Origin of the sequence: Pseudomonas sp. SCB32 (genome assembly GCF_009189165.1) — a bacterium.
GTDB lineage: Bacteria > Pseudomonadota > Gammaproteobacteria > Pseudomonadales > Pseudomonadaceae > Pseudomonas.
Genome location: NZ_CP045118.1, coordinates 2,387,322 through 2,412,134 on the forward strand (window position 1 = coordinate 2,387,322; position 24,813 = coordinate 2,412,134).

Annotated in this window: 20 protein-coding genes; 2 read left to right on the forward strand and 18 right to left on the reverse strand. The window is 62.9% G+C overall.

Annotation, left to right across the window (positions count from 1 at the left end; translation table 11 throughout):
- Positions 1-43: 43 nt before the first annotated feature.
- From GA645_RS11220 to metH, 13 genes are all read right to left on the reverse strand, one after another.
- Complete coding sequence (locus GA645_RS11220; RefSeq protein ID WP_152222716.1) at positions 44-538, reverse strand: PaaI family thioesterase; 495 nt, start codon at positions 536-538, stop codon at positions 44-46.
- A 328-nt stretch (positions 539-866) separates the two neighbouring features.
- Positions 867-1,082: a DUF2970 domain-containing protein gene (locus GA645_RS11225; protein WP_152222718.1), complete on the reverse strand. Its 216-nt coding sequence runs from the start codon at positions 1,080-1,082 to the stop codon at positions 867-869.
- A gap of 47 nt (positions 1,083-1,129) precedes the next feature.
- Positions 1,130-2,455 carry an MATE family efflux transporter gene (locus GA645_RS11230; protein ID WP_152222720.1) on the reverse strand — a complete coding sequence of 442 codons (1,326 nt, stop codon included), beginning with the start codon at positions 2,453-2,455 and terminating at the stop codon, positions 1,130-1,132.
- Between the two features lie 111 nt (positions 2,456-2,566).
- The gene (locus tag GA645_RS11235; RefSeq protein WP_152222722.1) at positions 2,567-3,928 is read right to left on the reverse strand and encodes an FAD/NAD(P)-binding protein; all 1,362 of its coding nucleotides are present in this window, start codon (positions 3,926-3,928) and stop codon (positions 2,567-2,569) included.
- 123 nt (positions 3,929-4,051) lie between these two features.
- The gene (locus GA645_RS11240) at positions 4,052-4,402 is read right to left on the reverse strand and encodes a YggL family protein (protein WP_152222724.1); all 351 of its coding nucleotides are present in this window, start codon (positions 4,400-4,402) and stop codon (positions 4,052-4,054) included.
- A 43-nt stretch (positions 4,403-4,445) separates the two neighbouring features.
- On the reverse strand, positions 4,446-4,883 hold the full coding sequence (locus tag GA645_RS11245) for a GFA family protein (RefSeq protein ID WP_152222726.1): 438 nt from the start codon (positions 4,881-4,883) through the stop codon (positions 4,446-4,448).
- Between the two features lie 150 nt (positions 4,884-5,033).
- Complete coding sequence (locus GA645_RS11250; protein ID WP_178119518.1) at positions 5,034-6,044, reverse strand: fimbrial protein; 1,011 nt, start codon at positions 6,042-6,044, stop codon at positions 5,034-5,036.
- 417 nt (positions 6,045-6,461) lie between these two features.
- Positions 6,462-7,376 carry a hypothetical protein gene (locus tag GA645_RS11255; protein WP_218572352.1) on the reverse strand — a complete coding sequence of 305 codons (915 nt, stop codon included), beginning with the start codon at positions 7,374-7,376 and terminating at the stop codon, positions 6,462-6,464.
- Positions 7,360-8,679: a TolC family outer membrane protein gene (locus GA645_RS11260; protein ID WP_152222729.1), complete on the reverse strand. Its 1,320-nt coding sequence runs from the start codon at positions 8,677-8,679 to the stop codon at positions 7,360-7,362. The genes GA645_RS11255 and GA645_RS11260 overlap by 17 nt, the downstream gene beginning before the upstream one ends.
- Entirely contained in the window at positions 8,676-10,775 is a 2,100-nt protein-coding gene (locus tag GA645_RS11265) for a peptidase domain-containing ABC transporter (protein WP_152222731.1), read from the reverse strand. Before GA645_RS11265 ends, GA645_RS11260 begins: the two co-directional genes overlap by 4 nt.
- 2 nt (positions 10,776-10,777) lie before the next feature.
- Positions 10,778-11,980, reverse strand: coding sequence for an HlyD family efflux transporter periplasmic adaptor subunit (locus tag GA645_RS11270; protein WP_218572353.1), 1,203 nt, complete (start codon positions 11,978-11,980; stop codon positions 10,778-10,780).
- A 206-nt stretch (positions 11,981-12,186) separates the two neighbouring features.
- Complete coding sequence (locus tag GA645_RS28785; RefSeq protein WP_178119519.1) at positions 12,187-12,336, reverse strand: hypothetical protein; 150 nt, start codon at positions 12,334-12,336, stop codon at positions 12,187-12,189.
- 742 nt (positions 12,337-13,078) lie between these two features.
- Entirely contained in the window at positions 13,079-16,771 is a 3,693-nt protein-coding gene (gene metH / locus GA645_RS11275) for a methionine synthase (protein ID WP_152222733.1), read from the reverse strand.
- Positions 16,772-16,943: 172 nt separating this feature from the next.
- Between metH and GA645_RS11280 the strand changes: the two genes are divergently transcribed.
- Both GA645_RS11280 and nfuA read left to right on the forward strand, forming a co-directional pair.
- On the forward strand, positions 16,944-19,232 hold the full coding sequence (locus tag GA645_RS11280) for a fatty acid cis/trans isomerase (protein WP_152222735.1): 2,289 nt from the start codon (positions 16,944-16,946) through the stop codon (positions 19,230-19,232).
- Between the two features lie 182 nt (positions 19,233-19,414).
- Positions 19,415-19,999, forward strand: a complete 585-nt coding sequence (nfuA, locus tag GA645_RS11285; protein WP_138525549.1) for a Fe-S biogenesis protein NfuA — start codon at positions 19,415-19,417, stop codon at positions 19,997-19,999.
- A gap of 129 nt (positions 20,000-20,128) precedes the next feature.
- On the opposite strand, the gene GA645_RS11290 is transcribed toward nfuA, so the two are convergent.
- From GA645_RS11290 to lpdA, 5 genes are all read right to left on the reverse strand, one after another.
- Positions 20,129-21,298 (reverse strand): MFS transporter, encoded by a 1,170-nt coding sequence (locus tag GA645_RS11290; protein ID WP_152222737.1) that lies wholly within the window; start codon positions 21,296-21,298, stop codon positions 20,129-20,131.
- Between the two features lie 10 nt (positions 21,299-21,308).
- The gene (locus GA645_RS11295; protein WP_152222739.1) at positions 21,309-21,551 is read right to left on the reverse strand and encodes a DUF1272 domain-containing protein; all 243 of its coding nucleotides are present in this window, start codon (positions 21,549-21,551) and stop codon (positions 21,309-21,311) included.
- 26 nt (positions 21,552-21,577) lie between these two features.
- Positions 21,578-22,582: a GlxA family transcriptional regulator gene (locus GA645_RS11300; protein ID WP_152222741.1), complete on the reverse strand. Its 1,005-nt coding sequence runs from the start codon at positions 22,580-22,582 to the stop codon at positions 21,578-21,580.
- A 170-nt stretch (positions 22,583-22,752) separates the two neighbouring features.
- Positions 22,753-23,022, reverse strand: coding sequence for a hypothetical protein (locus GA645_RS11305; RefSeq protein WP_152222743.1), 270 nt, complete (start codon positions 23,020-23,022; stop codon positions 22,753-22,755).
- A gap of 245 nt (positions 23,023-23,267) precedes the next feature.
- Entirely contained in the window at positions 23,268-24,668 is a 1,401-nt protein-coding gene (gene lpdA / locus GA645_RS11310) for a dihydrolipoyl dehydrogenase (RefSeq protein ID WP_152222745.1), read from the reverse strand.
- Between the last annotated feature and the right edge of the window lie 145 nt (positions 24,669-24,813).

Here is a 24,813-nt window from a genome sequence, read left to right on the forward strand (position 1 = left end):
GTCATGCTGCGTCGGGATTTTTCACCCGCGCGCAAGCATTGAATCAGACCTCGCGGCCGTGGGCGGCGTCGCGCAGTTGCGAGGTGTCGACGCGTACGAAGATCGAGTCACCGACGCAGGTCAGCACATCGCCGGCGTAGACCTCGCAGATGATCCTGCTCTTGCGCCCGACCTCACCCGCTACGTGCGCCTTCAGGGTCAGCGGCACTCCCATCGGCGTCGGCTTGATGTACTTGATGCCCAAGTTCCCGGTCACGCAGTCGATACGCGGCAGGCTTCCCGGCTCGCGCCCCTCGGCGCGGTAGTGGTAGGCCATGGCGGTCCAGTTCGAGTGGCAATCCACCAGCATGGCGATCAGACCACCGTAGACCAGTTCCGGCCAGCCGCAGTACCTGGCGTCGGGCAGGTGCTCGGCGACGACGTGGATGCCATCCTCGTGCCAATGGCTCTTGACGTGCAGTCCGTGCGGGTTGCTGCCGCCGCAGCCATAGCAGACGCCTTCCGGCGCGACGGTGTCTTGCAGTGAATCCAGGTGCATGGCCCTTCCTGATGTATTTTCGCTTGTTCTTGTCGAAGACGCAGCCTAACGGCTTTGGCGGCATCGCGGAAAGGGGCGGTTCCTTGAGGGGTGGACGGAGCTGGTCTTAACTCTCGTGTGTGGTCCTTCAGCCAATAACGAGAACAAGGGGGAAGCATGAGCGAAGAGTCCAGCAATGATCGCGACAGCGTCGTCGATGCGCGTGCCGCGTTCGTCCTGATCCTGCTGGTGGTTGCCACGGCGGTGTACTGGGTCAGCCATCAGTGACGGCAATGCCGGCGGGTCGCTCTGCGGCCCGTCCGGCGCCTTGCCTTTCCAACCCGCCTTGCTAGAGTCCGGCGAAGTGCAGCACCACTCGCACCAGGGCGTAGAGCAGCAGCACGAAGACCAGCGTGAACAGGATGCCCATGGCGATGAAGTGGCTGGGCTTGCCCTGGCTGAAGTCACGTGCGCGGTTTTTCCCGCTCTGCACGCCGAAGGCGGCGGCCAGCACGCTGTGCAGCATCTGCCAGAAGGTTGGTGGCTTGTTCTGTTGATCGTCCATCGTTCGCACCTCCTATGCTTTGAGACTAGCTCTTGGAAACATAGCCGCTAGAGTTCGATCTGGGTCCACTCGCGCTTCTGCCACATCATCGCGAAGATCACCGAGGCCAGTCCGCGCTGGAGAATCTGCATGCTCCAGATCGCCAACAGGCCGCCACCGAGGACCGGCCCCACCAGGTAGGCCAGCGGCAGGAAGAACAGCCACTGGTTACCCAGGCTGACCGCCATCACCGTGCGGGTGGCGCCGGCGCCCAGCAGGGCCTGGGTGAGCACCAGGGCGGTGGCATCGATCACCATGCCCAGTCCGGTGAGGGTCAGCGGCAGGCGGCCCAGTTCGATCAGCACAGGGTCGCTGACGAACAGTCGCAGGATGGCTTCTGGGAACAGCCAGAACGGTGAGCCCAGCAGCGCCAGGCCGCAGGCAGCGACCTTCACCACGTCCCATCCCCAGCGGTGTGCGCTGTCGAAGTCGCGCTCGCCCATGCTCTGGCTGACCAGCGTTGTGGCTGCCATGCCCAGCCCGATGCCGGGCAGGATCAGGAACAGCGCCAGGTTGATCAGTACGTGGGCCACCGCCAGTTCGGGGGTGCCGACCTGCGCGATGATCCAGAACAGCAGGGTGATGCCGGCGGCGAAAAAGAATTGCTGCAGCGAGTTGGGCAGCGACAGGCGCAGCATCACGCGGATATCGCGTTCGCTCGGCAGGCGCGGGCGCAAGCCCAGGGCGCGGGCGTCGCGCCAGGTAATCCAGGCATAGATCAGGGACCCCAGGTAGAGCGCCAGGGTGGTGCCCAGTCCGCTGCCCACGGCACCCATGCGCGGCAGGCCGAACAAGCCGTGGATCAGGCTGTAGCTGATCGCCGCATTGGCCAGGTGCATCACCACCAGTGTGCGCATGTACATGCCCGAGCGGCGTGTGCCGTTCCAGTAGCCACGGAAGGAGAAGTTCAGCCCCACCGCCAGCACCGACAGCGCGCGCCATTCGAAGTAGGGAATGCCGACAGCCAATACGTCGGAATCGCTGGACAGGGCGCGGACGATGGGCTCGGCGAACAACAGGCAGACAAGTGTGATCGGCAGCGACAGGCCCAGTGCCACCAGCAGGCCACAGTTGAGCGGGGCGGCCTGGTCCTCCGTGCGGCCTTCGCCTCTTCGCCGCGCCACCAGCGCCTGAACGCCAGCGCCGAGGCCCATGACCAGGGAGATCGCAACGAAATTCGCGTAGCTGCCGATGCCGACACCGGCCAGGGACTTTTCACCCAGATGGCCGACCATCGCGGCATCCACCAGGTTGAGCAGGCTCTGGCTGAGCATTCCACCGATGATCGGCAGGCCCAGACTGAGAATGTTCTGGAGGCGCTGGCGCTCTAGCATGGCGTCCTTGGAGGCAGTGTGCTTCCGGCCTGTTGTGGAAGTCGAGCGCACCCATGCCGGTAGGGTGCACTGAGCGAAAGCCTAGCGTAACCCTGCTGCCCCCGCCGCGTTTCAGGCCAGCAATAGCTCCGCGAGGCGGGCGGCGTGCACACGCAGCTCCGGCACCGCCGTGGCCTCCCAATGGCTGGCGCGCAGCATCGGGCTAAGCAGGTAGAGGTGAGGATTGACTGCGCCCTGGGCATCCAGCAGGTGGAAGCCGGCGTCGGTATCCAGGCCCAGGCCTTGTTTGTCCTGGCGAATCACGCCTTGTTCGAGCAGGCCGCGCAGCAGTGGCTCGTCGACCGTGCGCAGGTTGGTGCTGGGGCCAGTGCAATTGATCAGGAAGTCGAAGCGCTCCACTACTGTCTCCGAGGCACCCCGGCGGCGCACGTCCAGCTCGATTCCGCCCTGGCTGGACCGTGCGGCCAGCACGCGGCCAGCTTGTACACGCAGCTGCCCGGTGGCGCACAGCTTGTTGATGCGTTGTGCCACCGGTGGCGCGGCGCGGTGACGGTGCACATCCCAATAGGGTTGCAGGTGGCGCAGGAAACGCCCGCGATCGACCTCGTCGAGACCTTGCCAGAGCTGCGGCGTCACCGGGCGTAATGCAGCGATCACATCCCGCCAGTCGTGGCCGTCCTGCGCAGCCTGGTGGATCAGTGCGCGCAAGCTGCTCAGGCGCTGGGTCAGGCGCATATCGTGGAGGAAGTCTTCGGGCAGCTTCGGCAGCACCGGGTGATGGGCGTTATCGCGGTGCGCCTGGGGTAGAAGGGCACGGCGAGACAGCGCCAGTAATGCTCCCCGGTGCCCCTGGTCCTGTAGCGCCAGGGCCATGTCATACATGGTCAGGCCGGTGCCCAGCAGCAGCACGCTGGCGTCGGTTGGAATCGCCTCAAGCGCGCCTGCGGTCCATGGGTCGCGCAAATAGCGCGGGTCCTGCTCCAGGGGCGTGAGTGGCCCGGGAGTGGCTGGCGCGAAGTTGCCGGTAGCGATGACGACCTTGTAGCTGTCCAGCGTCTGGCCGTCGTCCAGCATCAAGCGCAGGTGGTCGCCCTGGTCGGTCAGTTCCACGACCTGCTGGCACAAGCTACTGAAACGCACACCGGGCGCGGCTTCGGCGATGGCGCGGCCAAGGCGATCCTGCAGGTAGTCGCCATAGAAGCGTCGGGGCAGGAAATCGCCAGGGCGTGCATCGGGCATCTGCTGGCGGGCGAATTCGAGGAAGTCGGAAGGCCGGTCGGGGAACAGGCTCATCCGTTCGGCCGGCACGTTGAGGATGTGGCTGGCGGAATGGGTGCCGTACGCCAGACCGCGAGCCAGGCGGCCCGAGCGGTTAATCAGGCTGAGGCGCAGCGGTCCGTTGGCATTGCGCAGCAACTGGATGGCCAGTACCGTGCCGCAGAATCCGCTTCCAATGATGGCGATATGTTCCATGCAACCCGCTCCATATTCAAACCCGCGCAGGGTCGCAGAGGTGGGGCGCGATGACAACCGTGACGAAACGACGCGATGGGCTGCGTCCGGCGATGCAGGGGCAATCGCCGGACACGTTGAGGTTTACTCGAACAGCCCGTGCCAGCAGTCGCTCAGCTCGCCCAGTTCGAAGGACTTGCACCAGGACTGCTTTTCCAGCCACAGGCGGGTGGTTTCGCGGTCGGCGTCGGTCAGGCTGCCGACGGCATTCAGGCACAGGTAGCCGGTGAACTCGCCGTCTTCGGTGGCGCCGCCGACGAAGACCCAGCCCTCGGACTCGACGAAGGCGATCCACTCATCGAGCACGTCGTCCAGTTCGCCGGTGTAATTCACTTCCAGGCTGAAACCGAACTCCTGGAACTCGCCCAGGCGCAGCTTCTTCTGCAGGCGGCGCTTGCGCGGTTTGGCCATCTGTTCGGGGGTGAGGTATTTCATCTGTCGTTCTCTCGTCAGGGTAAGTCCGGCAGGTGGCCGGGCTTCAGTCCATGGTGTCCTGGGTGATCCGCACGTCGGCGAACCACAGCGTTCGCCAACGCGCCATGCGCTCTTGTAGAGGCAGCAGGCGTGGTGAGGCGGGCTGCGGTGCTCCCAGGGTGGCGGGATTATCCAGTATCTGGGCGTTCAGTGCAGCGTAGGTTCGGCCATTGTCTTCCCACAACGCGGCGACCAATACGCCACAGTGGCGGCAGAGCAGGAAGTCCACGGTGCCGCTGCCCTGGTGGTAGCGCAGCGCGTTCGCCGCCGAGCGGCACTGGATGGAAAGTTTTCCCTGGGCGTCGGAAATGTAGGCCGCGCCGTGCTTGCGGCAGAAATCGCAGTCGCAGGCACGTGGTGTGAACTGGTCAGGTTTTCGACTGAGTTCGGCCTGAACGGAAATGTTCGCGCAGTGGCAGTGCCCTTGGATGAGGTTCGTCATGCTGCCGGCTCCTGAGTTTGCGTCTCGGAGGGTGCAGTCCCTTGCCGTATGGAGCAAGCCTGATCGTGGCTTATGGGGTGAGGCGCCAGGCCTGAACGAGCTGCAACGAAAAGGCACCCGGAGGTGCCTTCTCGATTCGCCCGTCGGACATTAAAGGTAAAAGACCGTCAATTGCGCAGTGCCAGTGACCTTTCCTCCCGTGACCTGTGCAGCGGTGCCGATTCGGTAGTAGGACACGTTCATTTTGATAGGTAAGGCCGAGTTACCTGATGTCGGGCTGTAATCCGATACGACGTAGCTGGCGTCGCCGAAGCGAATGGGGGCGGTATTGGATTCGTTGGTGATCCGAAGGCCGACGCCTTTCGCCATATTGGCCCCGGTAGCGTTCTGGAAGGTACCGTCCGTGGCGCTGATGATCGTACCGATCGGATCGAGCTGATACTTGATGCTGTTCATGCCGCTGGGGCAGTTCCGTAAGGTGAACTGGAAGGGTTTGGTCTTTACACTCGTTGCCGAGACGAAGTCGCTCTTTTTCGCCGTGTCGAGAATGACATCTGTCCCTTCTGCGGTGCAGCTCAAAGCTTGGAGTGTAACCGGTCCGATGATGTAGTTCCGGCTTCCGATAGCGGTCGAGAATGTCCCATCGGTTACCTGCGCGGAATTGGTCATCGTGAAGGTTTGTACCGTTCCGGCAGTAATTCTTCCTGTCTGGATCAGACGAAATTTCAGCTGAGCGCCAAATGAGTAACTGCTCGACCGTGTGTTTTGGCAATACCGATCACTGTATGGGACTGTCCCTGAGCCGCTGAGCCAAGGGTTCCAGCCATTGACTCCACCATTCTGGTCGCAAAAAGCACCGCTGGTGTAGAGGCGAAATTCGTAAATTATGCCGACGCCAGGCACGTTGGTATTGAAAACCTTGTAGGTCGTCCCAGCTTCGCTGTAGCTCCCCGCCTGCGCCATGGTGGGGAATTTAATTCCGATACCACCTTTTGTGCTGTTGCTGAGAGTGCAGGTGTAGATATTGGTTACTGCTTCTCCGGTTACCCAGTTCGAAAGCGGCGCCATTGAAGCACTGTTGTCACGAGGTACCGAAATTGGGCTCGGAAAAGTGAAAGTCTCGGCGCTGGAACCGTTGAAGGTGCAGGATGCGGCGGCCATTGAGTTCTGACTCCAGAGAATCATGGAAATTGCCAGGGAGCCATACGCCGCGGCCGATTGAAGTCTGCGATTCTTTCTCCAGTTCCTGAGTCCACATACATTCATTGCAGTGCTCCTTAATTAAAGAGGGAGGTGGTGGCCTGGTGCGAGGGAATCGGAATGAGCTGCACCTTCTTGGCATGTCCAATCCCGACGGGCGCTCGTGACGCAGGCAAAAGGCCTCGACTGTGTCCACCAGAGTGAGTGATTAATACCGGATGCTTCGATTCGGGTCTGTCCGAGCACGCGGTCCCGGATGTTGGGAAAATTCTTGTTTTCGCGAGGATTGCTTCTCGGATTGCGCGACTATTCATAGGCCTGTGGAGGTTTCGAGAGCCTTCAGCCGTGATGTGGGGCCACCTGGGGGCTAGCGCGCTTTCACTTGGTGGGAGCGAAGCCGTAGCGGGAGGGGTGATCGGCAAGGATCCAGTTCGGATAGGCATCCCCATAGGCCTGCTCAATGCAGTTCGCCACTTGCTGGGGAGCATCGTCGCGCTTGAGTTCTATGGGGGCGTAGATCCGGTGGCCGAAGTGTCCCTTCGAGAATGTAATGTGGAAGCACAGCAGTACGGCGTCGACATGGCTGCCAATATTGAAGACGCCACGGTGCAGACGAGCTGGCCGTCCCAGCATGGAGACCTCGACCGTCTCCATGGGATAGCGTTGCATCGTGTGGGGCGGCGCATCGCTGAACAGAACCGCAATGCGCTCCTGCCGCAAGGCCCGCATCAGTCTCAGCCCCAGGCCGGAGCGATTGTTTTCATCGTAGGTGTGCAGTATCCGCAGGCCGGGAATCAGAACGTCTTCGCGATTGCCATAGGCCTCCCGGGGGCTGCCAGATACAACGGCCAACTCCTTGAGGTTCAGTGCCGCACGCATTGCATCGACGACGTAGATGTTGGCGTACTCGGAGACGTAGTGAAACGGTGAGACCACCACCGGTCTGCCGGGAGTCTTTTGTTGGATCGCACGTACAGCCTCTGCCAGTTCCCTGGCCGCCAACTCCAGTTCAGGCCACAGGTGTCCTCTGCCGTACAGCCGTCCCATCTGCATGCGGCGGTCGATCAGGGCTTCCAGTTCCTTGCTGGCCATGGTGCGCCACTTATCCGCGCGGCTCAGCGAGGTGCTGTCCGCGCCCCACTCGTAGCGAAGCCGGCCGTTCCAGCGCGCATTGGTACTCAATAGGCTGCGCACGCCCCAGGACAACAGCGCTGTGCGCTCGATTCCCCGTGCGGACAAGGACAGCAACCAGCGGTCCCGCCAGCGAAGTCCCGCTTCAGCTTTCTTGGTCATCGGAGGTCAACCAGTTGTCGAGCATTTTAATGTCGGCCATTCCCAGGGAAGCGACTTCCGCCTTGAGTGCCAGGTAGGCAGACAGCATCTCGTATTGGGCTTTGGCCCGTTCGCCACGACTGGCGAACAACACTTCCTGAGCTCTCAGCACATCGAGGTTGGAGCGGCTGCCGGTTCTATATCCGATGCGTGTTGCCTCCAGCGAGGACTCGTTCAGGCGAACGATTTCTCCCAGTGCATTGCTTCGTTCCTGGGCCCAGTTGAAGCGCTGGAACCACTCTTGGGTATCGGCAGCCGATTTTCGCGTGGCAGCGAGCAGTGTGTTCTGTGCTTTTTCTTCGCCGGCCACGGCTTGGCGAATGCGAGCCCGGTTTGCACCACCGGTAAACAGCGGGGCCGATATGGTGAGCATCGCGCTATTGGTCGTGGTGGGCTCTGAATAGCCAGAGCTGGCGCCAACAGGCGAATGACTGGCAGTCAGGTTGATCACCGGATAACGCTGTGCGCGAGCCTTCTCGGTATTCTGGTCTGCATTGCGAAGCTCGAGCTTACCGAGCTGAACAGGGAAGCTGTACGTTTCGGCCTGGTGGACCCATTGTTGCAAGCTCTTGGCTTTCAGCCAGGGCTTCGTGCGTCTTGTCGATGACAGTTCGGTCGGCGTGATATTGCGCCCGGTCAGGGTTGCCAGGGCACGCTGGCTCGAGTCCAGGGCGCGGAGAGCATCCTGTTGGCGCAACTGAGCCTCGCTCAGGCGTGAAAGGGCTTCCTGCACGTCGATGACCGTAGCCTCGCCGCCAGCTTGCAGTTTCACGGTCAAGGCGTGTTGTTCCCTGACAGCGCGAAGGTAGTCTGTCGCTCGAGTATGTTCCTGGGTGGCGGCCAGTAGGTCGAAATAGGCATTGGCACTGCGTAGCACCAGGGCCTGCCAAGTGCTGGCATATTCGAGTTCTGCCTTGGCGCTGGCAATACTTGCCTGGCGAAGTTCGACCCAGCGCTCCCAGTCGAAGACGGGCTGGGTCAGCGTTACCATCCAGCCGTTCTGCCAGTATTTGGTGGTTGGACCATTGTCAGTCTTGATCTGGTTATAGGTCCGCCCCCAGCCTCCGTCGAGCCTTGGCAGGAGAGCCGCTCGCGCAAGCGGCACTTCCTCGCGCTCGATCGCGATCTCGGAATTCGCCGCTGAGAGTTCGGCGTCGCGGGCGAGGGTGTCGTTGATGACGGACAGGAGTTCGCCCGCTGGGGCAACGAGGGGCATGAGTGCAATTCCGAGCCCCACCGTAATCAGTGCTTTCCAGGTTTTCATGCAGGGATACCATTGTGCTGAGCACGGGGAATGAGCCTGCCTTCGATCAGCTGATAGCTACGGTCGAATCGCGACGCCAGCGAGGGGTCGTGGGTAATGACGATGATCGTGCGGTCCAGGCGTTGAAGTAAGTCGGCGATACCGGCCACTGAGGCTGGATCGAGGTTGGATGTGGGCTCATCGAGAAGCAGCAGTTCGCTGTCCTGGTAGAGCGCGCGTGCCAGTAGCAGGCGCTGGCGCTGCCCGGCGGAAATATTCGCGATTGAATCGCTGATGACGGTCTGGGTGCGCATTGGCAGTCGCATGACGTCGCCCAGCAGGCCGACGTCCTTGAGCAACTGGTTAATCCGGTTGTGGTCGGCATTGGCGCTGAACAACGAAATGTTATCGGCAATGCTGCCGTTGAGGATCAGGTCGCCTTGGCGCATCTGCGTCATGTGATGGCGCACTTCGTCGACAGCGAGGTTGGCGTAGCTCACATCGTTCAAGCAGATGTCGCCCTGCTGCACCGGTTCTGCCGCGCAGAGCAGCTTGAACAGCGTCGACTTGCCCACACCGGATGGGCCGACGATGACGATCTTGTCGCCGCGGCGGATGTCGAGCGATACGCCGTCCAGCACCTGGCGGTCGGATATGCCGTAGCTGAAGCTGACGTCGCGCACCTTGATCGACTCGAGGCGACGCAGTTCTGCAGTTCTTCCTATCTGTTCAGGCGGGGTGTAACGCTCCGGTTCGTGTTCCACGATATCGGCGACACGCTGCACCGGTACGCTGAGCATGAAGCGACCGAACAAGGCGTTGATGGACTGGGCCAGTCGCTCGGAGGAGAGGGACTTGTAGATCATGAAGGAGTAGAACACGCCAACGGAGATCTTTCCGTCGAGCATCAGGCCGGCGGCCAGCCAAGTAATGACGATTACATCGGCGTATTCGACCAGCTTCAATACCGCATCCCGGCCAGCGGTCAGTTTTGCGCTGTGGAGCGCCGCGGCCGCGTTGGCTCGGAACTTCGCCATGAAGATGGCAGTGCGTCGGGTTTCTCCGCAGGCGAGCTTGATCAGCGACGCGCCACGGACCGTTTCGATCAGCGCGTCGTCACACTGCGCCGATCGCTCCAGTACCAGCATATGGGCATCGCGCATCGGCGCGTACAGGGCGAATGCCGTGCCCAGGTACAGAACGAAGATCCCCAGTGCGACGATGGCCAGCAGCGGGCTTTGTATCAGCATGAGGGCAATTGCAAGGGAGGCTACTGTGAGGTCGATACGAAGCGAGATGCTTGTCCGCACGGTGTAGTCGTTGATTTCCTCCTGCGATTTCAGGCGCGCGAACAGGTCGCCGACATTGCGCTTCTCGAAGTAGGAGATGGGGTTTCTCAATAGCTGTCCCAGCAAACCCTGAGTCACGTTGACGCTGACCAGGGTTCCCGCCAATGCCGTCAGGTAGCCCTGCACGAACTTGCCGAAGGTACCGATGGCGAAGATGCTCGCGAACGTGATGGCAAGAATGTGCAGCAGGTTGCGGTTGTCGCTGGTCACCACATGGTCGAGGACCAGGTTGCCGAAGTAGGGCATGGCGAGGATGGCGAACTGACTACCAATGGCCACGAACATCAACTTGGCGAGTTGGCCACGCAATTGCGGGTTCAGCTTTCGTACCCGGGTCAGTGCGCCGGGAACCTGGGACTTCGCGCGGATACGGGGAAGCTGGGGCGTCGGCGAGCATTCGAGGAGGTAGCCGGAGACGTTCGCCAGGAACATGTCCAGTGCCAGTCGGCGTCGGCCCGAAGCCGGATCGATGATCACTACGTAGTTGCGTCGGACCTTCTCTAACACCACGAAGTGGGCGCCGCCGAAATGCAGGATCGAGCCTGGCTTCAGGTTGGGCATGTCGTTGGCGTCGAACTGGTAGGCCTGGACGGCGAGGCCGAATTCGGTCGCCACATCGTACAGGTCCATCAGCGTCAGGCCGTTGGATGAAAGGGGGCGGTGTGCGGTGATCTCGCGCACCTCGGTTGCGCGCCCCAGGTGCGTCAGCACCATGGCAAGACAGGCGTAGCCGCAGTCTGCGACCTCGTTCTGATAGATGATTCGCATGATCAGCCCCGTATCATCTGGAACAGCGGCTCGAGGACCCATTCGGCGATGGTCCTGCGCTCGATCACTACGCTGGCGCTACCGCGCATGCCCGGGAGAATTTGCAGGGGCTTGCCGGCTGTACCGAAGGTGTCGCCGGGCAGGGTTGCCCAGGCCATGTAGTTGCTTGTCTCGACGGGCTTGCCGAGTGCCGCGGTCGTGGTGCTTTCGCTTTTGTTCATGACGGTGTCGGAGATCGACGCGATGCTAGCCTGCACGGCGCCGAAGCGTGCGTAAGGGAAAGAATCCAGCTTGAGGCGCACGAGTTGTCCCACCTTGACGAAACCACGCTGCCGAGTAGGGATATTCAGTGTCGCCACCAGGGGTTGGCCGGAGTCCGTGTTTATCACTTGGGCGACATCCTCTGGCTGGAGCATGTGGCCGGCCACCAGGCTGGAAAAAGTCACGGTCCCTGCCTGGGGGGCGTAAACGGTGGTGTTCTGACGCGCTGCCTCATAACGAAGGCGAATTTCCTGCACGTCGCGATTGAGCTGTGCACCCATTTCGCGTTGTTGAGCCTTCAGTTCCTGCTGGCTGCCACGCAGGGTTTCCAGTTCGCTCACCAGCGATTGGCGCCGGGCATCACCCTGAGCGATTTCCGCGGAACTCTGGTTGGCTTGCAGGCGTGCCTGCTCTACCCGATCGGCCGTGACATAGCTGGCCATGTCTTCCAGGCGTCGGAGAGTGTTGGCGGCATCGGCGGCGATCTGACGGATCCGCGACTGCTGCTTGGCGAGCGCCTGCAGTTCCAGTTCTCTTGCGGCCGCTGTACGTTCGCTGGCCTGGAGGCGCGCGGTAATCGCTGCAAGCCGGTCCTCGTATTGACTTCTGGCAGTGGCGATCTGTTCGTCGCGCATCGCTTCGTCGAACTTGGGCTTGGGAGTTCCATCACTCGACAGATTCAGGTCCCGGGCAAGTTCGAATAGTGGCTGCCCCTGCTCGACTTTTTGGCCGGAAATAATATGTACTGAAGTAACCAGGCCGGTGAGTCCGGTAATCTTGACTTCTGAAGGCGAGACTATTTCGAAGGGAACGTCGCGCTTGAGTTCGATTTCCTGGAAGAATGCATAGACGATGGCCAATGCCACCACGAATGAGCTGAAGTAGGCGATCCAGCGCCAGGAAATGTCAGTGAAGCGCGGTAGCTTTTCTGCTTGGATGCTCAAGGGGCTACCTGCTGCGGTGTGAAACCGTGCTGTGTCGTTTATTAAGTTTCTCGTGGCCGATGTATGCCGGGATTTGCCGAGCGCTATCCGGCGCAAGGCCGGACAGCGTCGTAACGCAATAGAACGTCAGGACAGAACAGAGTACGTTCGTCGATCAGTGCTTGATCTGCTGCCGTTGCAGTCCTGAAGTCATCGGCTTACACCAATTACGTCGTAGCGGGCGCGCGGGTGGTGCCGCCGCTGCCACCGCCGCTCGGCGGGCACGGAGTGGGGGCCGGAGCCGGTTGATTCTTGGACTTGCAGCAGCCGCCGGCCAGTTCGGATTTGACGAGTGCGTCGCGCTCTACTTTTTTCATTTGAGATTTTCCTGAGAATTAAGATTTCTTTGGATGGTAAAATTTGGTTCGTGTGAATTGTTTAATGCTGAAGGATTGGGATTCGGTTTCGTGTATCTCCTCCCTTGCCGTTGCTTGAATAATTATGAGTATCTCTGGTAGAAGTTCGTGCATCCAGTATGTGTACTACGAATGCGCTTTCGGATGTTCGAGTACTTTTCATCACGTATGAATGTGAGGTTCGATAAAAATTGGAGCAGTTCGTGATGCTCTCTGTCGGCTCTTCCAGTTTCGGACGACTTATTCGTGCCGAAATCGAGTGGCTGCCGACGAGGTGAATTTTTTCAGTTTGAGGCGGGACGAACAATGTGAATGTGTAAGGTCTTGCGTAGGAATACTCTGAAGTTTCTACTGGCGAGTATCAGCAGTGATAACCAGTTTGGAAATTTTGTAGGGAATTTCATGGGGGATCGTTTTTTAACGATGGACTTGCAGCAGTTCTGAGTTTTGTGCGCTCTGTCGCGCTGGCAGCATCCCGTATCCCGGGATGTCGATCTTGTGCATGCGTGCAATGGGGGCTGGATCAAGGGAAGGGGAGTGTGAGTGCACCCTTGCGTTCAGGATCGATCAGCTCGAGCAGGGGGCGGAGGGAGAGGAGATGGGTTGAGCGGCAAAGTGCGCTGTACTAAAGGGGAGGGCGGTCGGATTGGGCCCCCGAAGGACGTCTGGTTTCACTCCGGGGGCTCTGGTGTGGGGGATCGAGTCAGCTGTCGTAACCCAGGTTCGGCGACAGCCAGCGTTCGCTGGTGGTGATTTCCTGGTCCTTGCGCGCGCTGTAGCGTTCGACCTGGTCCTTGTCGACCTTGCCGACGGCGAAGTACTGCGCCTGCGGGTGGGCGAAGTACCAGCCGCTGACGGCGGCGGCGGGGAACATGGCGTAGTGCTCGGTGAGGGTCACACCGGACAGGCCCTTGGGATCGAGCAGCTTGAACAGCGTGCCTTTCTCGGTGTGGTCCGGGCAGGCCGGGTAGCCGGGCGCCGGACGGATGCCGACGTACTGCTCCTTGATCAGCGCCTCGTTGCTCAGGTGCTCCTCGGGCTGGTAACCCCAGTATTCCTTGCGCACGCGCTCGTGCAGCCACTCGGCACAGGCTTCGGCGAGACGGTCGGCGAGGGCCTTGACCATGATTGCGCTGTAGTCGTCGCCCTTGTCCTGGTAGGCCTTGGCCACTTCCTCGGCGCCGATGCCGGCGGTGGTGATGAAGCCGCCGACGTAGTCCTTCACGCCGCTCTCTTTCGGCGCGACGAAGTCGGCCAGGCTGAAGTTCGGCTTGCCGTCGGGCTTGATGGTCTGCTGGCGCAGGTGGTGCAGGGTGGCCAGGGTGTGACCGTCGTCGCCGTAGACTTCCAGGTCGTCGTGGTGGACCTGGTTGGCCGGCCAGAAGCCAAAGACCGCCTTGGCGCGAATGAGCTTCTCGCCGATCAGCTTCTTCAGCATCGCCTGGGCGTCGTTGAACAGGCTGGTCGCCGCTTCGCCCACGACTTCGTCGGTGAGGATGCGCGGATACTTGCCGGCCAGGTCCCAGGAGATGAAGAAGGGCGTCCAGTCGATGTACTCGGCCAGCACGTTCAGGTCGATGTCATCCAGCACCTTGACGCCGGTGAAGCTCGGCACCGGCGGCTGGTAGCCGACCCAGTCGAACTGCGGCTTGGCGGCGATGGCCTGCTCGTAGCTCAGGCGCTCGGTACGCGCGCTGCGGTTGGCGGTGCGCTCGCGGACTTCCGCATACTCCTCGCGCAGCTTGCGGGCGTACTCGGGCTTCATTTCCTTGGACAGCAGGGTGGTCGCCACGCCCACCGCGCGGGAGGCGTCGGTGACGTAGACCACCGCGTCGTTGCTGTACTGCGGGTCGATCTTCACCGCGGTGTGTGCCTTGGAGGTGGTGGCGCCGCCGATCAGCAGGGGCAGGTGGAAATCCTGCCGCTGCATTTCCTTGGCGACGTGGACCATCTCGTCCAGCGACGGGGTGATCAGGCCGGACAGGCCAATGATGTCGCACTTCTGCTCGCGGGCGGTCTGCAGGATCTTCTCGGCCGGGACCATCACGCCCAGGTCGACGATGTCGTAGCCGTTGCAGCCCAGCACCACGCCGACGATGTTCTTGCCGATGTCGTGCACGTCGCCCTTCACCGTGGCCATGAGGATCTTGCCCTTGGCCTCGGGCTTGTCGCCTTTCTCGGCTTCGATGAAGGGGATCAGGTGGGCCACGGCCTGCTTCATCACGCGGGCGGATTTCACCACCTGCGGGAGGAACATCTTGCCGGCGCCGAACAGGTCGCCGACCACGTTCATGCCGGACATCAGCGGGCCCTCGATGACCTCGATGGGGCGCGCGCACTTCTGCCGGCACTCCTCGGTGTCCTCGACGATCCAGGTGGTGATGCCCTTGACCAGCGCGTGCTCCAGGCGCTTCTCGACGCTATGGCTGCGCCATTCCTCGTCCTCGACTTCCTTGGTGGCGCCGCCGCCCTTGTAGTTATCGGCGATGGCCAGCAGCGCCTCGGTGGCGTCCGGGCTGCGGTTGAGCACCACGTCCTCGACCTTGTCGCGCAGCTCCTTGGGGATCTCGTCGTAGATCTCCAGCTGGCCGGCGTTGACGATGCCCATGGTCAGGCCGTTCTGGATCGCGTAGTAGAGGAACACCGAGTGGATCGCCTCGCGCACCGGGTTGTTGCCGCGGAACGAGAACGACACGTTGGACACCCCGCCCGAGCTCAGTGCGTAGGGGAGGTTGTCGCGGATGTAGGCGCAGGCGTTGATGAAGTCGACTGCGTAATTGTTGTGCTCCTCGATGCCGGTGGCGACCGCGAAGATGTTCGGGTCGAAGATGATGTCTTCCGGCGGGAAGCCCACTTCGTTGACCAGGATGTCGTAGGAGCGCTGGCAGATTTCTTCCTTGCGCGCCTGGGTGTCGGCCTGGCCGGATTCGTCGAAGGCCATCACCACCACGGCGGCACCGTAGCGCTTGCACAGGCGGGCGTGGTGCTTGAACTGCTCGACGCCTTCCTTCATGGAGATGGAGTTGACGATGCCCTTGCCCTGGATGCATTTCAGGCCCGCTTCGATCACTTCCCACTTGGAGGAGTCGATCATGATCGGCACGCGGGAGATGTCCGGCTCGGAGGCGATCAGGTTGAGGAAGCGAACCATGGCGGCCTTCGAGTCCAGCATGCCCTCGTCCATGTTGATGTCGATCACCTGGGCGCCGGCTTCCACCTGTTGCTGCGCCACTTCCAGCGCTTCGGCGTAGTTCTCCTCGCGGATCAGCCGGGCGAACTTGGCGGAACCGGTGATGTTGGTGCGCTCGCCGACGTTCACGAACAGCGAGCTGCGGTCGATGGTGAAGGGCTCGAGGCCGGACAGGCGGCAGGCGCGGGGGATTTCCGGAATCGCGCGCGGTGCGTACTTGGCCACGGCCTTGGCAATGGCTTCGATGTGCGGCGGGGTGGTGCCGCAGCAGCCGCCGATGATGTTGAGGAAGCCGGAGGCGGCGAATTCCTCCACGACCACCGCCATTTCCGCCGGGGTCTCGTCGTATTCGCCGAAGGCGTTGGGCAGGCCGGCGTTGGGGTGCGCGGAGACGTGGGTCCCGGCCTTGGTCGCCAGCTCTTCCAGGTAGGGGCGCAGTTCTTTCGCACCGAGGGCGCAGTTCAGGCCGACGGAGATCGGGTTGGCGTGGCGCACCGAGTTCCAGAAGGCCTCGGTGGTCTGGCCCGACAGGGTGCGGCCGGAGGCGTCGGTGATGGTGCCGGAGATCATGATCGGCAGCTCGACGCCCAGCTCTTCATAGACGCCCTGCACGGCGAAGATCGCGGCCTTGGCGTTCAACGTGTCGAAGATGGTCTCGATCAGGATCAGGTCCGCGCCGCCCTCGATCAGGCCACGGGTGGCCTCGCTGTAGTTCTCCACCAGCTCGTCGAAGGTGACATTGCGGAAGCCGGGGTCGTTGACGTCCGGGGAGATGGAGCAGGTGCGGCTGGTCGGGCCGAGCACGCCGGCAACGAAGCGCGGCTTGGCCGGGTTCTCGGCTGTCTTGGCGTCGGCGACCTGGCGGGCCACGCGCGCGCCCTCGACGTTCATCTCGTAGGCCAGCTCTTCCATGCCGTAGTCGGCCTGGGAGACGCGGGTGGCGTTGAAGGTGTTGGTCTCGAGGATGTCGGCGCCGGCGTCCAGATAGGCCTTCTCGATGGCCTGGATCACGTCCGGGCGGCTGAGCAGCAGCAGGTCGTTGTTGCCCTTCACGTCGCTCGGCCAGTCGGCGAAGCGCGCGCCACGGTAATCCTCCTCCTGCAGCTTGTAGCTCTGGATCATGGTGCCCATGCCGCCGTCGAGGATCAGGATGCGCTCCTTGAGGGCTTGCTGGAGGGCTTGCAGGCGGGCGGCGCGGTCGGACATTGGAGGTACCTAGAAGGAGGCGTGACAATAGGTCACTGATGATATCAAAGCTGTAGAAAATTTGAGCTTGCGGAGATTTGCATGAAAATCTCTCATGTTCTGCCCTTGGATAGGCAGCGCCGCGGCGGCGTTCCCGCTAGAATCCGCCCATTCCGAAGGTCTGGAGCCCTACATGTCCCGGCGAGCACGCTTCACGTTGTTCATCGCATCCCTGATGCTTTCCGCGTTTTCCCAGGCCGCGGGCCTGTCCTACACCAAGGACATCCAGCCGATCTTCACCGAGAAGTGCGTGGCCTGCCACGCCTGCTACGACTCGCCGTGCCAGCTCAACCTGACCGCCGCCGAAGGCGCTCAGCGCGGGGCCAACAAGCTGCCGGTGTACGACGGCTCGCGGACCAAGGCGGCGGACACCACCCGCTTGTTCCTCGATGCCCATGGCGCGGATGCCTGGCGACGCAAGGATTTCTGGCCGGTACTCGACGGCCGGGGCAGCCAGGCCGCGCTGATGGCGCGGATGATCGACCTGGGCCATGCACACCCGCTGGTGCCCAACGAGAAGATTCCGGATGGACTCGACCTGTCGATCAACCGCACCAACCAGTGCCCGACGCCCGACAGCATCGACGACTTCGTGCAGAAGAACCCGCGCAGCGGCATGCCCTTCGCCGTCACCGGCCTGACCGATAAGCAACTCTCGACCATCAAGACCTGGCTGGCCCAGGGCGCGCCAGTGGACGAGCAGGCCTGGCAGCCGAGCGCGGGCGAGGCGGGCCAGATCGCCGATTGGGAGGGCTTCCTGAACCAGCCCGGCGCGCGAGAGAGCCTGGTTTCGCGCTGGCTCTACGAGCACCTGTTCCTGGCGCACCTGTACTTCACCGAGAATGGCCAGACGGGGCACTTCTTCCAACTGGTGCGCTCGCGCACGCCCAGTGGCCAGCCGATCGACCCGATTGCCACCCGCCGTCCGAACGATGACCCGGGCAACAATTTCTACTATCGCCTCTGGCCGATCCAGGGCGTGATCGTGCACAAGACGCACATTACCTACCCGCTCAACGCGGCCAAGCTGGCGCGCACCCAGGAACTGTTCTACGGCACTGACTGGAGCACCGACATGGTGCCCGGCTATGGGCTGCTGCACCGCGCCAATCCGTTCGAAACCTTCGCCGCGATCCCGGCCCAGGCGCGCTACCAGTTCATGCTGGACAACGCCGAGTACTTCGTCCGTACCTTCATCCGCGGGCCGGTGTGCCGTGGGCAGATCGCCACCGACGTGATCCGCGACAACTTCTGGACGGTGTTCCAGGACCCGCAACACGACCTCTACGTCACCGATCCGGATTTCCGCGCCCAGGCCTCGCCGCTGCTGGCGCTGCCGGGGCAGATCGATGGCATGGGCGCGATGCTGTCGCAGTGGCGCGCCTACCGCGACAAACGCAATGCCTACGAGGAGCTGCGCCAGGATTTCTACGATGAGGCCCCGGCGCCGACCTGGGCCGACCTCTGGGCCGGCAACGACAACGCCGTGCTGAGCATCTTCCGGCAGTACGACAGCGCCTCGGTACGCAAGGGGCTGATCGGTGGCATCCCGCAGACCATCTGGTGGCTCGACTACCCGCTGTTCGAGCGCACCTACTATGGCCTGGTGGTGAACTTCGACGTTTACGGCAACGTGGCTCACCAGGCGCAGACCCGGCTGTACTTCGACCTGATCCGCAACGGCGCCGAGCAGAACTTCCTGCGCCTGATGCCGGTGGCCGCACGCAAGCCGCTGCTGGATGACTGGTACCAGAACAGCGGCAAATTCAAGATGTGGGCCGACTACTACACCAGCGACAGCACCCGGCCGACCGGACTGTTCCTGCCGGAGAAGGGCGCCAAGAACGCCTTTGCCCAGCAACTGCTCAAGCGCTACGTGGCGCTCAACGCACGGCCCGATCCGATCAATATGTGTGAGAGCGGCGCCTGCTACCGCAACAACGTCGCCGCGCCGCTGCAGGATGCCGAGCAGTTCTTCAGTCGCCTGGTCAGTCGCCCGGCGGCGGGGCTCTCGGTGATCGACTACTTCCCCGAAGCGACCATGCTGCGAGTAGAGCTGCCTGACGGCCAGCGCGAGATCTATACCGTGCTGCGCAACCGCGCCCACAGCAACGTCGCCTTCATCGCGGGCGAGTCGCTGCGCTACCAGCCGGGGCTGGATACCCTGACCATCTACCCCGGCGTGCTCTCCAGCTACCCGAACTTCATGTTCAATCTGAAGGCAAACGAGGTGGGCGACTTCGTCCGTGCGCTGGAGCAGGTCAAGGATCAGGTCGCATTCGACGAGGTTGTGGATCGCTGGGGTATCCGCCGCAGCCATCCGCAGTTCTGGTTCTACTTCCATGACCTCGACGCCTATATCCGCGAGACCGAGCCGGTGGAGGCGGGGATTCTCGACATGAACCGCTACGAGAACCTCTGACTGCAGTCATGCAGGAGCGAGCTTGCTCGCGAACAGCCCCGCTGCGGGGGTTGGTTTGCGAGCAAGCTCGCTCCTACGAAATGCTGATCCACCCAGCTGCGAATTATTCCTACTAAAACGGTAGGGCTTTCTACCTCGCCCCCGAATGGCGTAAACTGGCGCCACGTTTGCGAGGAGTTGCCATGAGCGCCATCACCATCACCGAAGCCGCACAGGATTACCTGGCCGAACTGCTGTCCAAGCAGGACACCCCCGGCATCGGCATTCGCATCTTCATCACCCAGCCGGGAACCACCTACGCCGAAACCTGCATTGCCTACTGCAAGCCGGGCGAGCAGAAGCCGGAAGACACCCCGGTAGGCCTGAAGGATTTCACCGCCTACATCGACGCCATCAGCGAGCCCTTCCTGGAAGACGCCGTCGTTGATTACGCCACTGACCGCATGGGCGGTCAGCTGACCATCAAGGCGCCGAACGCCAAGGTGCCGATGGTCAACGAGGACAGCCCGCTGACCGAGCGCATCAACTACTACCTGCAGACCGAGATCAACCCCGGTCTGGCCAGCCACGGCGGCCAGGTGAGCCTGGTGGATGTGGTTGAGGACAACATTGCCGTGCTGCGTTTCGGCGGCGGTTGCCAGGGCTGCGGCGCGGTCGAGATGACGCTGAAGGATGGCGTCGAGAAGACCCTGATCGAGCGCATCCCGGAGCTGAAGGGCGTGCGTGACGTCACCGACCACAGCAACCGCGAGAACGCCTACTACTGAGTTGGCGTGCGAGCAGCGAAAAGGCGACCTTCGGGTCGCCTTTTTCGTTTGGATATTTCGGTTGTGGGGCAGCTGGCCTGGCGGCCGGATCGCGGGCCATGCCCGCGAAAGGCGCCCGTAAGGGCGCGTTTACAGGTTGACCGCCAACTCTTTGCGCCCCGACCAGATCATCACCACCGCCACCAGCAACACCGGCCACACCAGCAGGTTAACCGCGTTCCAGCCGATGCTGGTGATCAGCGCACCGGAGCTGAAGGACATCAGCGTCGCCAGGCTGCCATTGCCCAGCTCCATCAGCCCCTGCGCGTGGCCGCGTTCCTCTGGCTGGTGGCCAAAGGCGAGCAGGGTGGTGCCGGCCACCAGCATCAGGTTCCAGCCCATGCCCAGCAGCAACGAGCTGATCAGGAATTGCGTCACCGACTGCCCGCTCAGGGCCACCGAGGCACTGGTCGCCAGCAGTGCCAATCCCAGCCACGCGACGCGGCGGCCGCCAAGGCGATCCACCAGCGAGCCAGCGACGAAGGCGGGGAGGAACATCCCCAGCACGTGCCACTGAATCACGCTCACCGAACGTTCCAGCGGCAGCCCGCAGAAGCTCATCGCCAGCGGTGTGGCATTCATGATCAGGATCATCAGCCCGTGGCCGGCAGCGGTGCAGGCCATGGCCGCGCGGATCGCCGGACGGGACAGTAGCTCGCGCATGACCTTCCAGCCACCGGTGGACGGCGCGGGTGCGGCCCCCTCCGGCAGGCGGCTGATCACGGCCAGGGCCAACAGCGCGAGGGCGGCAATGGCCAGGTACGAGCCCACGAAGGGCGCCGGCAGCGCATTGCGTGACCACAGCGCCAGGCTTGGCGCGAGCAGTGCCGCCAGCACGCCACCACCAATCACATAGGCCGTGGCGCGGCCCTTGTGCGTCTCGTCCACAGCCTCCAGCGCGGCGAAGCGGTAGTACATCGCCGAAGCCTGATAGGCGCCGATCGGCAGCGCTCCGAGGCAGAACAGCAGGAAGTCGGCCAGCCACACGCCCAGCGCGCAGAGCAGCCCACCGAGCACGCCGCAGGCAGCCCCCAGCAGCAAGCCGCGTCGGCGGCCGTGGCGCTGCATGAACAGCGACAGCGGTTGCACCGCCAGCAGGTTGCCCAGCATCAGGATGGCCAGTGGCAAGGTGGCGAGACTGTTCAGCGGCGTGAGCTGGGCGCCGACCAGCGAAGTCAGGGTGATACCGATCAGCGAGCAGGACCAGTACAGCGCCTGGCTGGTGAACAGCAGGCGGATCGCCGGGGTGCGCAGCAACATGTGCGTGCCCTCAACCCTGGCAGCCGGCGGGCTTGAGTACGCGCTGGGTGGATGGCGGATTGGCCGCCAGTTTCTCCGCCGGACGACGCGGGCGCGGCACCAGTTCACCGCCGCAGTTCGGGCAGTTGCCGTGCAGCACCTGGTCGGCACAGTCCTGGCAGAACGTGCATTCGAAACTGCAGATGCGGGCTTCCGGGCTGTCGCCGGGCAGGTCGCGGTCGCAGCATTCGCAGTTGGGGCGTAGTTCGAGCATGGCAAAGTCCTTTTTTGTGGTGGTCGTCAGTGCAGTTGGCCGAAGCGTTCGGCGTATTCCTGGGGGCTGATCGCCAGGTGCTTGTGGAAGGTGCGACGCAGGTTCTCCGGGTGACCGAAGCCGCACAGTCGCGACACCGTGCTGATCGATGCCTGGGCGTCCTGCAACAGTGCGCGGGCGGCCTCCAGACGCACCCGTTCGACATAGCGGCCGGGGCCCATGCCCATTTCGTTGATGAACACCCGCGACAAGGTGCGCGGGCTCATGCAGGCCTGCCCCGCCAGGGCTTCCAGCGACAGGTCCGCCCCGAGATTCGCCGGAATCCACTCCAGCAGCGCTGCCAGGCGTGGCGTGCGACTGGGCTCCGGCGTCAGCCAGTGGCTGAACTGCGCCTGCCCGCCGGGGCGCTTGAGGAACATCACCAGGCGCCGCGCCACCGATAACGCCAGCGCGCGGCCCAGGTCGGCTTCCACCAGCGCCAGGGCCAGGTCGATCCCGGCCGTCACGCCAGCGGAGGTGAAGACATGATCGTCACCGTCGCGGCGCTGCGGATCGTAGGTGTGCAGACGGTCGCCCTGCACCCGTACCTCGGGGAAGCCTGCGCACAGCGTATCGACGTCGGCCCAGTGGGTGGTGGCCGGGCGGCCATCGAGCACACCGGCCGCGGCCAGGATCAGCGCCCCGGAGCACACCGAACCGAGCCTGCGTACCTTGGGTTCGGCGTCTGTCAGCCAGCGCAGCAGATCGGTGTTCCGGCACTGGGCTTCGACGCCAAGGCCGCCGGGCACCAGCAAGGTATCCAGTGTTGTCGGATCGACGTCACGCCACGCAACTTCGGCGCAGATGCACAGGCCCGCCGAGGTCGCCACCGGCCCGACCTCTTCGCCGAGCACCTGCAGCCGGTAGATCGGCGCGAGTCCCTGGCGCTGGCGCTCGACGTTGGCGGTGGCGAATACCTGCAGCGGCCCGGTGACGTCCAGGCTCATGACCTCGGGGTAGAGCAGGCAGGCGATCTGGCGCGGCGAATCCATGGTGGGCCTCGTTCAAGGTATGGAACGAGTGTGGCGGCGACTGATGCTGGCGGCAATGTCAGTCATCGCACGAATATTGCCATCCTGCCGTTGGCGGCGCTGTGCAACTGCTGGTTGCGGAAATGAAAAAGCCCGGCGTGTGGCCGGGCTTTTTCGGGCCACTCCTGGGATCAGGCAGGCATGTGCCACTCTTGCAGGCGATAGCCTTCGCGGTTCAGCTCATCACGGGCCTGGACCAGCAGGCCTTCGAGTTGTTCCGGGTCGGAATAGGCGGAGCTGGGGATGCGGGTGAGCCCCAGCAGGCGGGTGCCGGTCCGGTCGATGACGGACAGGTCGAGGCTGCCGTCGCCCCCTTGAGAAACCCAGGTGACGCACTGGAAGGGTTGGAAGGCTCGTCCGGTGATCAGCAGAGCCTCGTTGAAACGAAGGGTCGCATTCATGGTGTGATCTCTCTGCGCGGTAATCCATTGCGAAGATGGCGACGGCGGTCCATCCACCGTCGTGTTCGTTCACGCAATTGATGTTTTCAGAAGCGAAGAAAGTCACAGCCCATGTCGCGTTTCTACACGGAGTAGTCGCAAATTAATCCGAAAGGATCGCTGCAGGCCCCGCCAGCCGTGGCCTGCAGCAACTCCAGGGGTGCGCCATCGCGCCGCACGCACCGCTCGTCAGCAACGACCAACGGTCAGGCCTGTATGGCCCAGCCGTCGACGTTCATCGCCGCCTGACGCAGCGCTTCGGAGCGGGTCGGGTGCGGGTGGCAGGTGTGCGCGATGTCCTCGGCGGCGCCGCGGAATTCCATGGCCACGCAGTACTCCGCGATCATGTCGCCGACGTTCGGGCCGATCATGTGCACGCCGAGGATCTCGTCGCTGCGCTCGTCCGCCAGTACTTTCACGAAGCCCTCGGTCTCGTGGTTGATCTTCGCCCGGCTGTTGGCGGTGAAGGGGAACTTGCCAACCTTGTAGGCGCGGCCCTCGGCCTTGAGCTGCTCCTCGGTCTTGCCCACGGTGGCCACTTCCGGGTGGGTGTAGATCACGCTGGGGATCACGTCGTAGTTCACTTCCCCGGCCTCGCCGGCGATCAGCTCGACGCAGGCGATGGCCTCGTCCTCGGCCTTGTGCGCCAGCATCGGCCCGGAGGTGACGTCGCCGATCACCCAGATGCCTGGCACACTGCTGCGGTGTTCATGGTTCTCCAGCATGCCGCGCTTGTCGGTGGTGAGGCCCACGCTCTCCAGTCCCAGTCCTTGCGTATAGGGCCGGCGGCCGATGGCGAGCAGTACGTAATCGGCCTGGATCGTCTCTGCTGCGCCGCCGGCGGCCGGTTCCACGCTCAGGCTCACCTGCTTGCCGCTGACCTTGGCCTGGGTGACCTTGGCGCCGAGCTTGAAGCTCATGCCCTGCTTGGTCAGCGCGCGCTGGAAGGTCTTGGCGGTTTCCAGGTCCATGCCGGGGCAGATGCGGTCGAGGTACTCGATCACCGTCACTTCGGCGCCCAGGCGGCGCCACACCGAGCCCAGCTCCAGGCCGATGACGCCTGCGCCGATCACCACCAGGTGCTTGGGTACTTCGGGGATGGACAGCGCGCCGGTAGAATCGAGGATGCGCTTGTTATCGACCTCCACGCCTGGTAGCGGGGAGGGCTCGGAACCGGTGGCGATGATGATCTCCTTGGCCGTCAGCGTGCTTTTGCTGCCGTCGGCGGCGGTCACTTCGACCTTGCCCGGCCCGACGATGCGGCCCCAGCCCTTCACCCAGTCCACCTTGTTCTTGCGGAACAGGAACTCCACGCCCTTGGTCAGCGCGGCCACGCTCTCGGCCTTCTGCTTCATCATCTGCGCCAGATCGAGCTTGGGTTTGACCTGGATGCCGAGGTTGGCGAACTCGCCACCGGCCGCTGCTTCGTACAGTTCCGACGCGTGCAGCAGGGCCTTGGACGGCATGCAGCCGACGTTCAGACAAGTGCCGCCGAGGGTTTCGCGGCCCTCCACGCAGGCGACCTTCATACCCAGCTGGCCGGCGCGGATGGCGGCGTTGTAGCCGCCGGGGCCGCCGCCGATGACGATCACATCGTAAGTGCTCATGCAGTGCTCTCCGGGATGGAAAAAGAGGTGAATCGAGGTTAGCCCCTGCCGACCGGATCACCAGCGCAGGGCCCTGGAATAGCGTTACGCAATTTATATTTCGACCATAATATCTTGATTCGCGCAAGTCACCCCCACATGACAG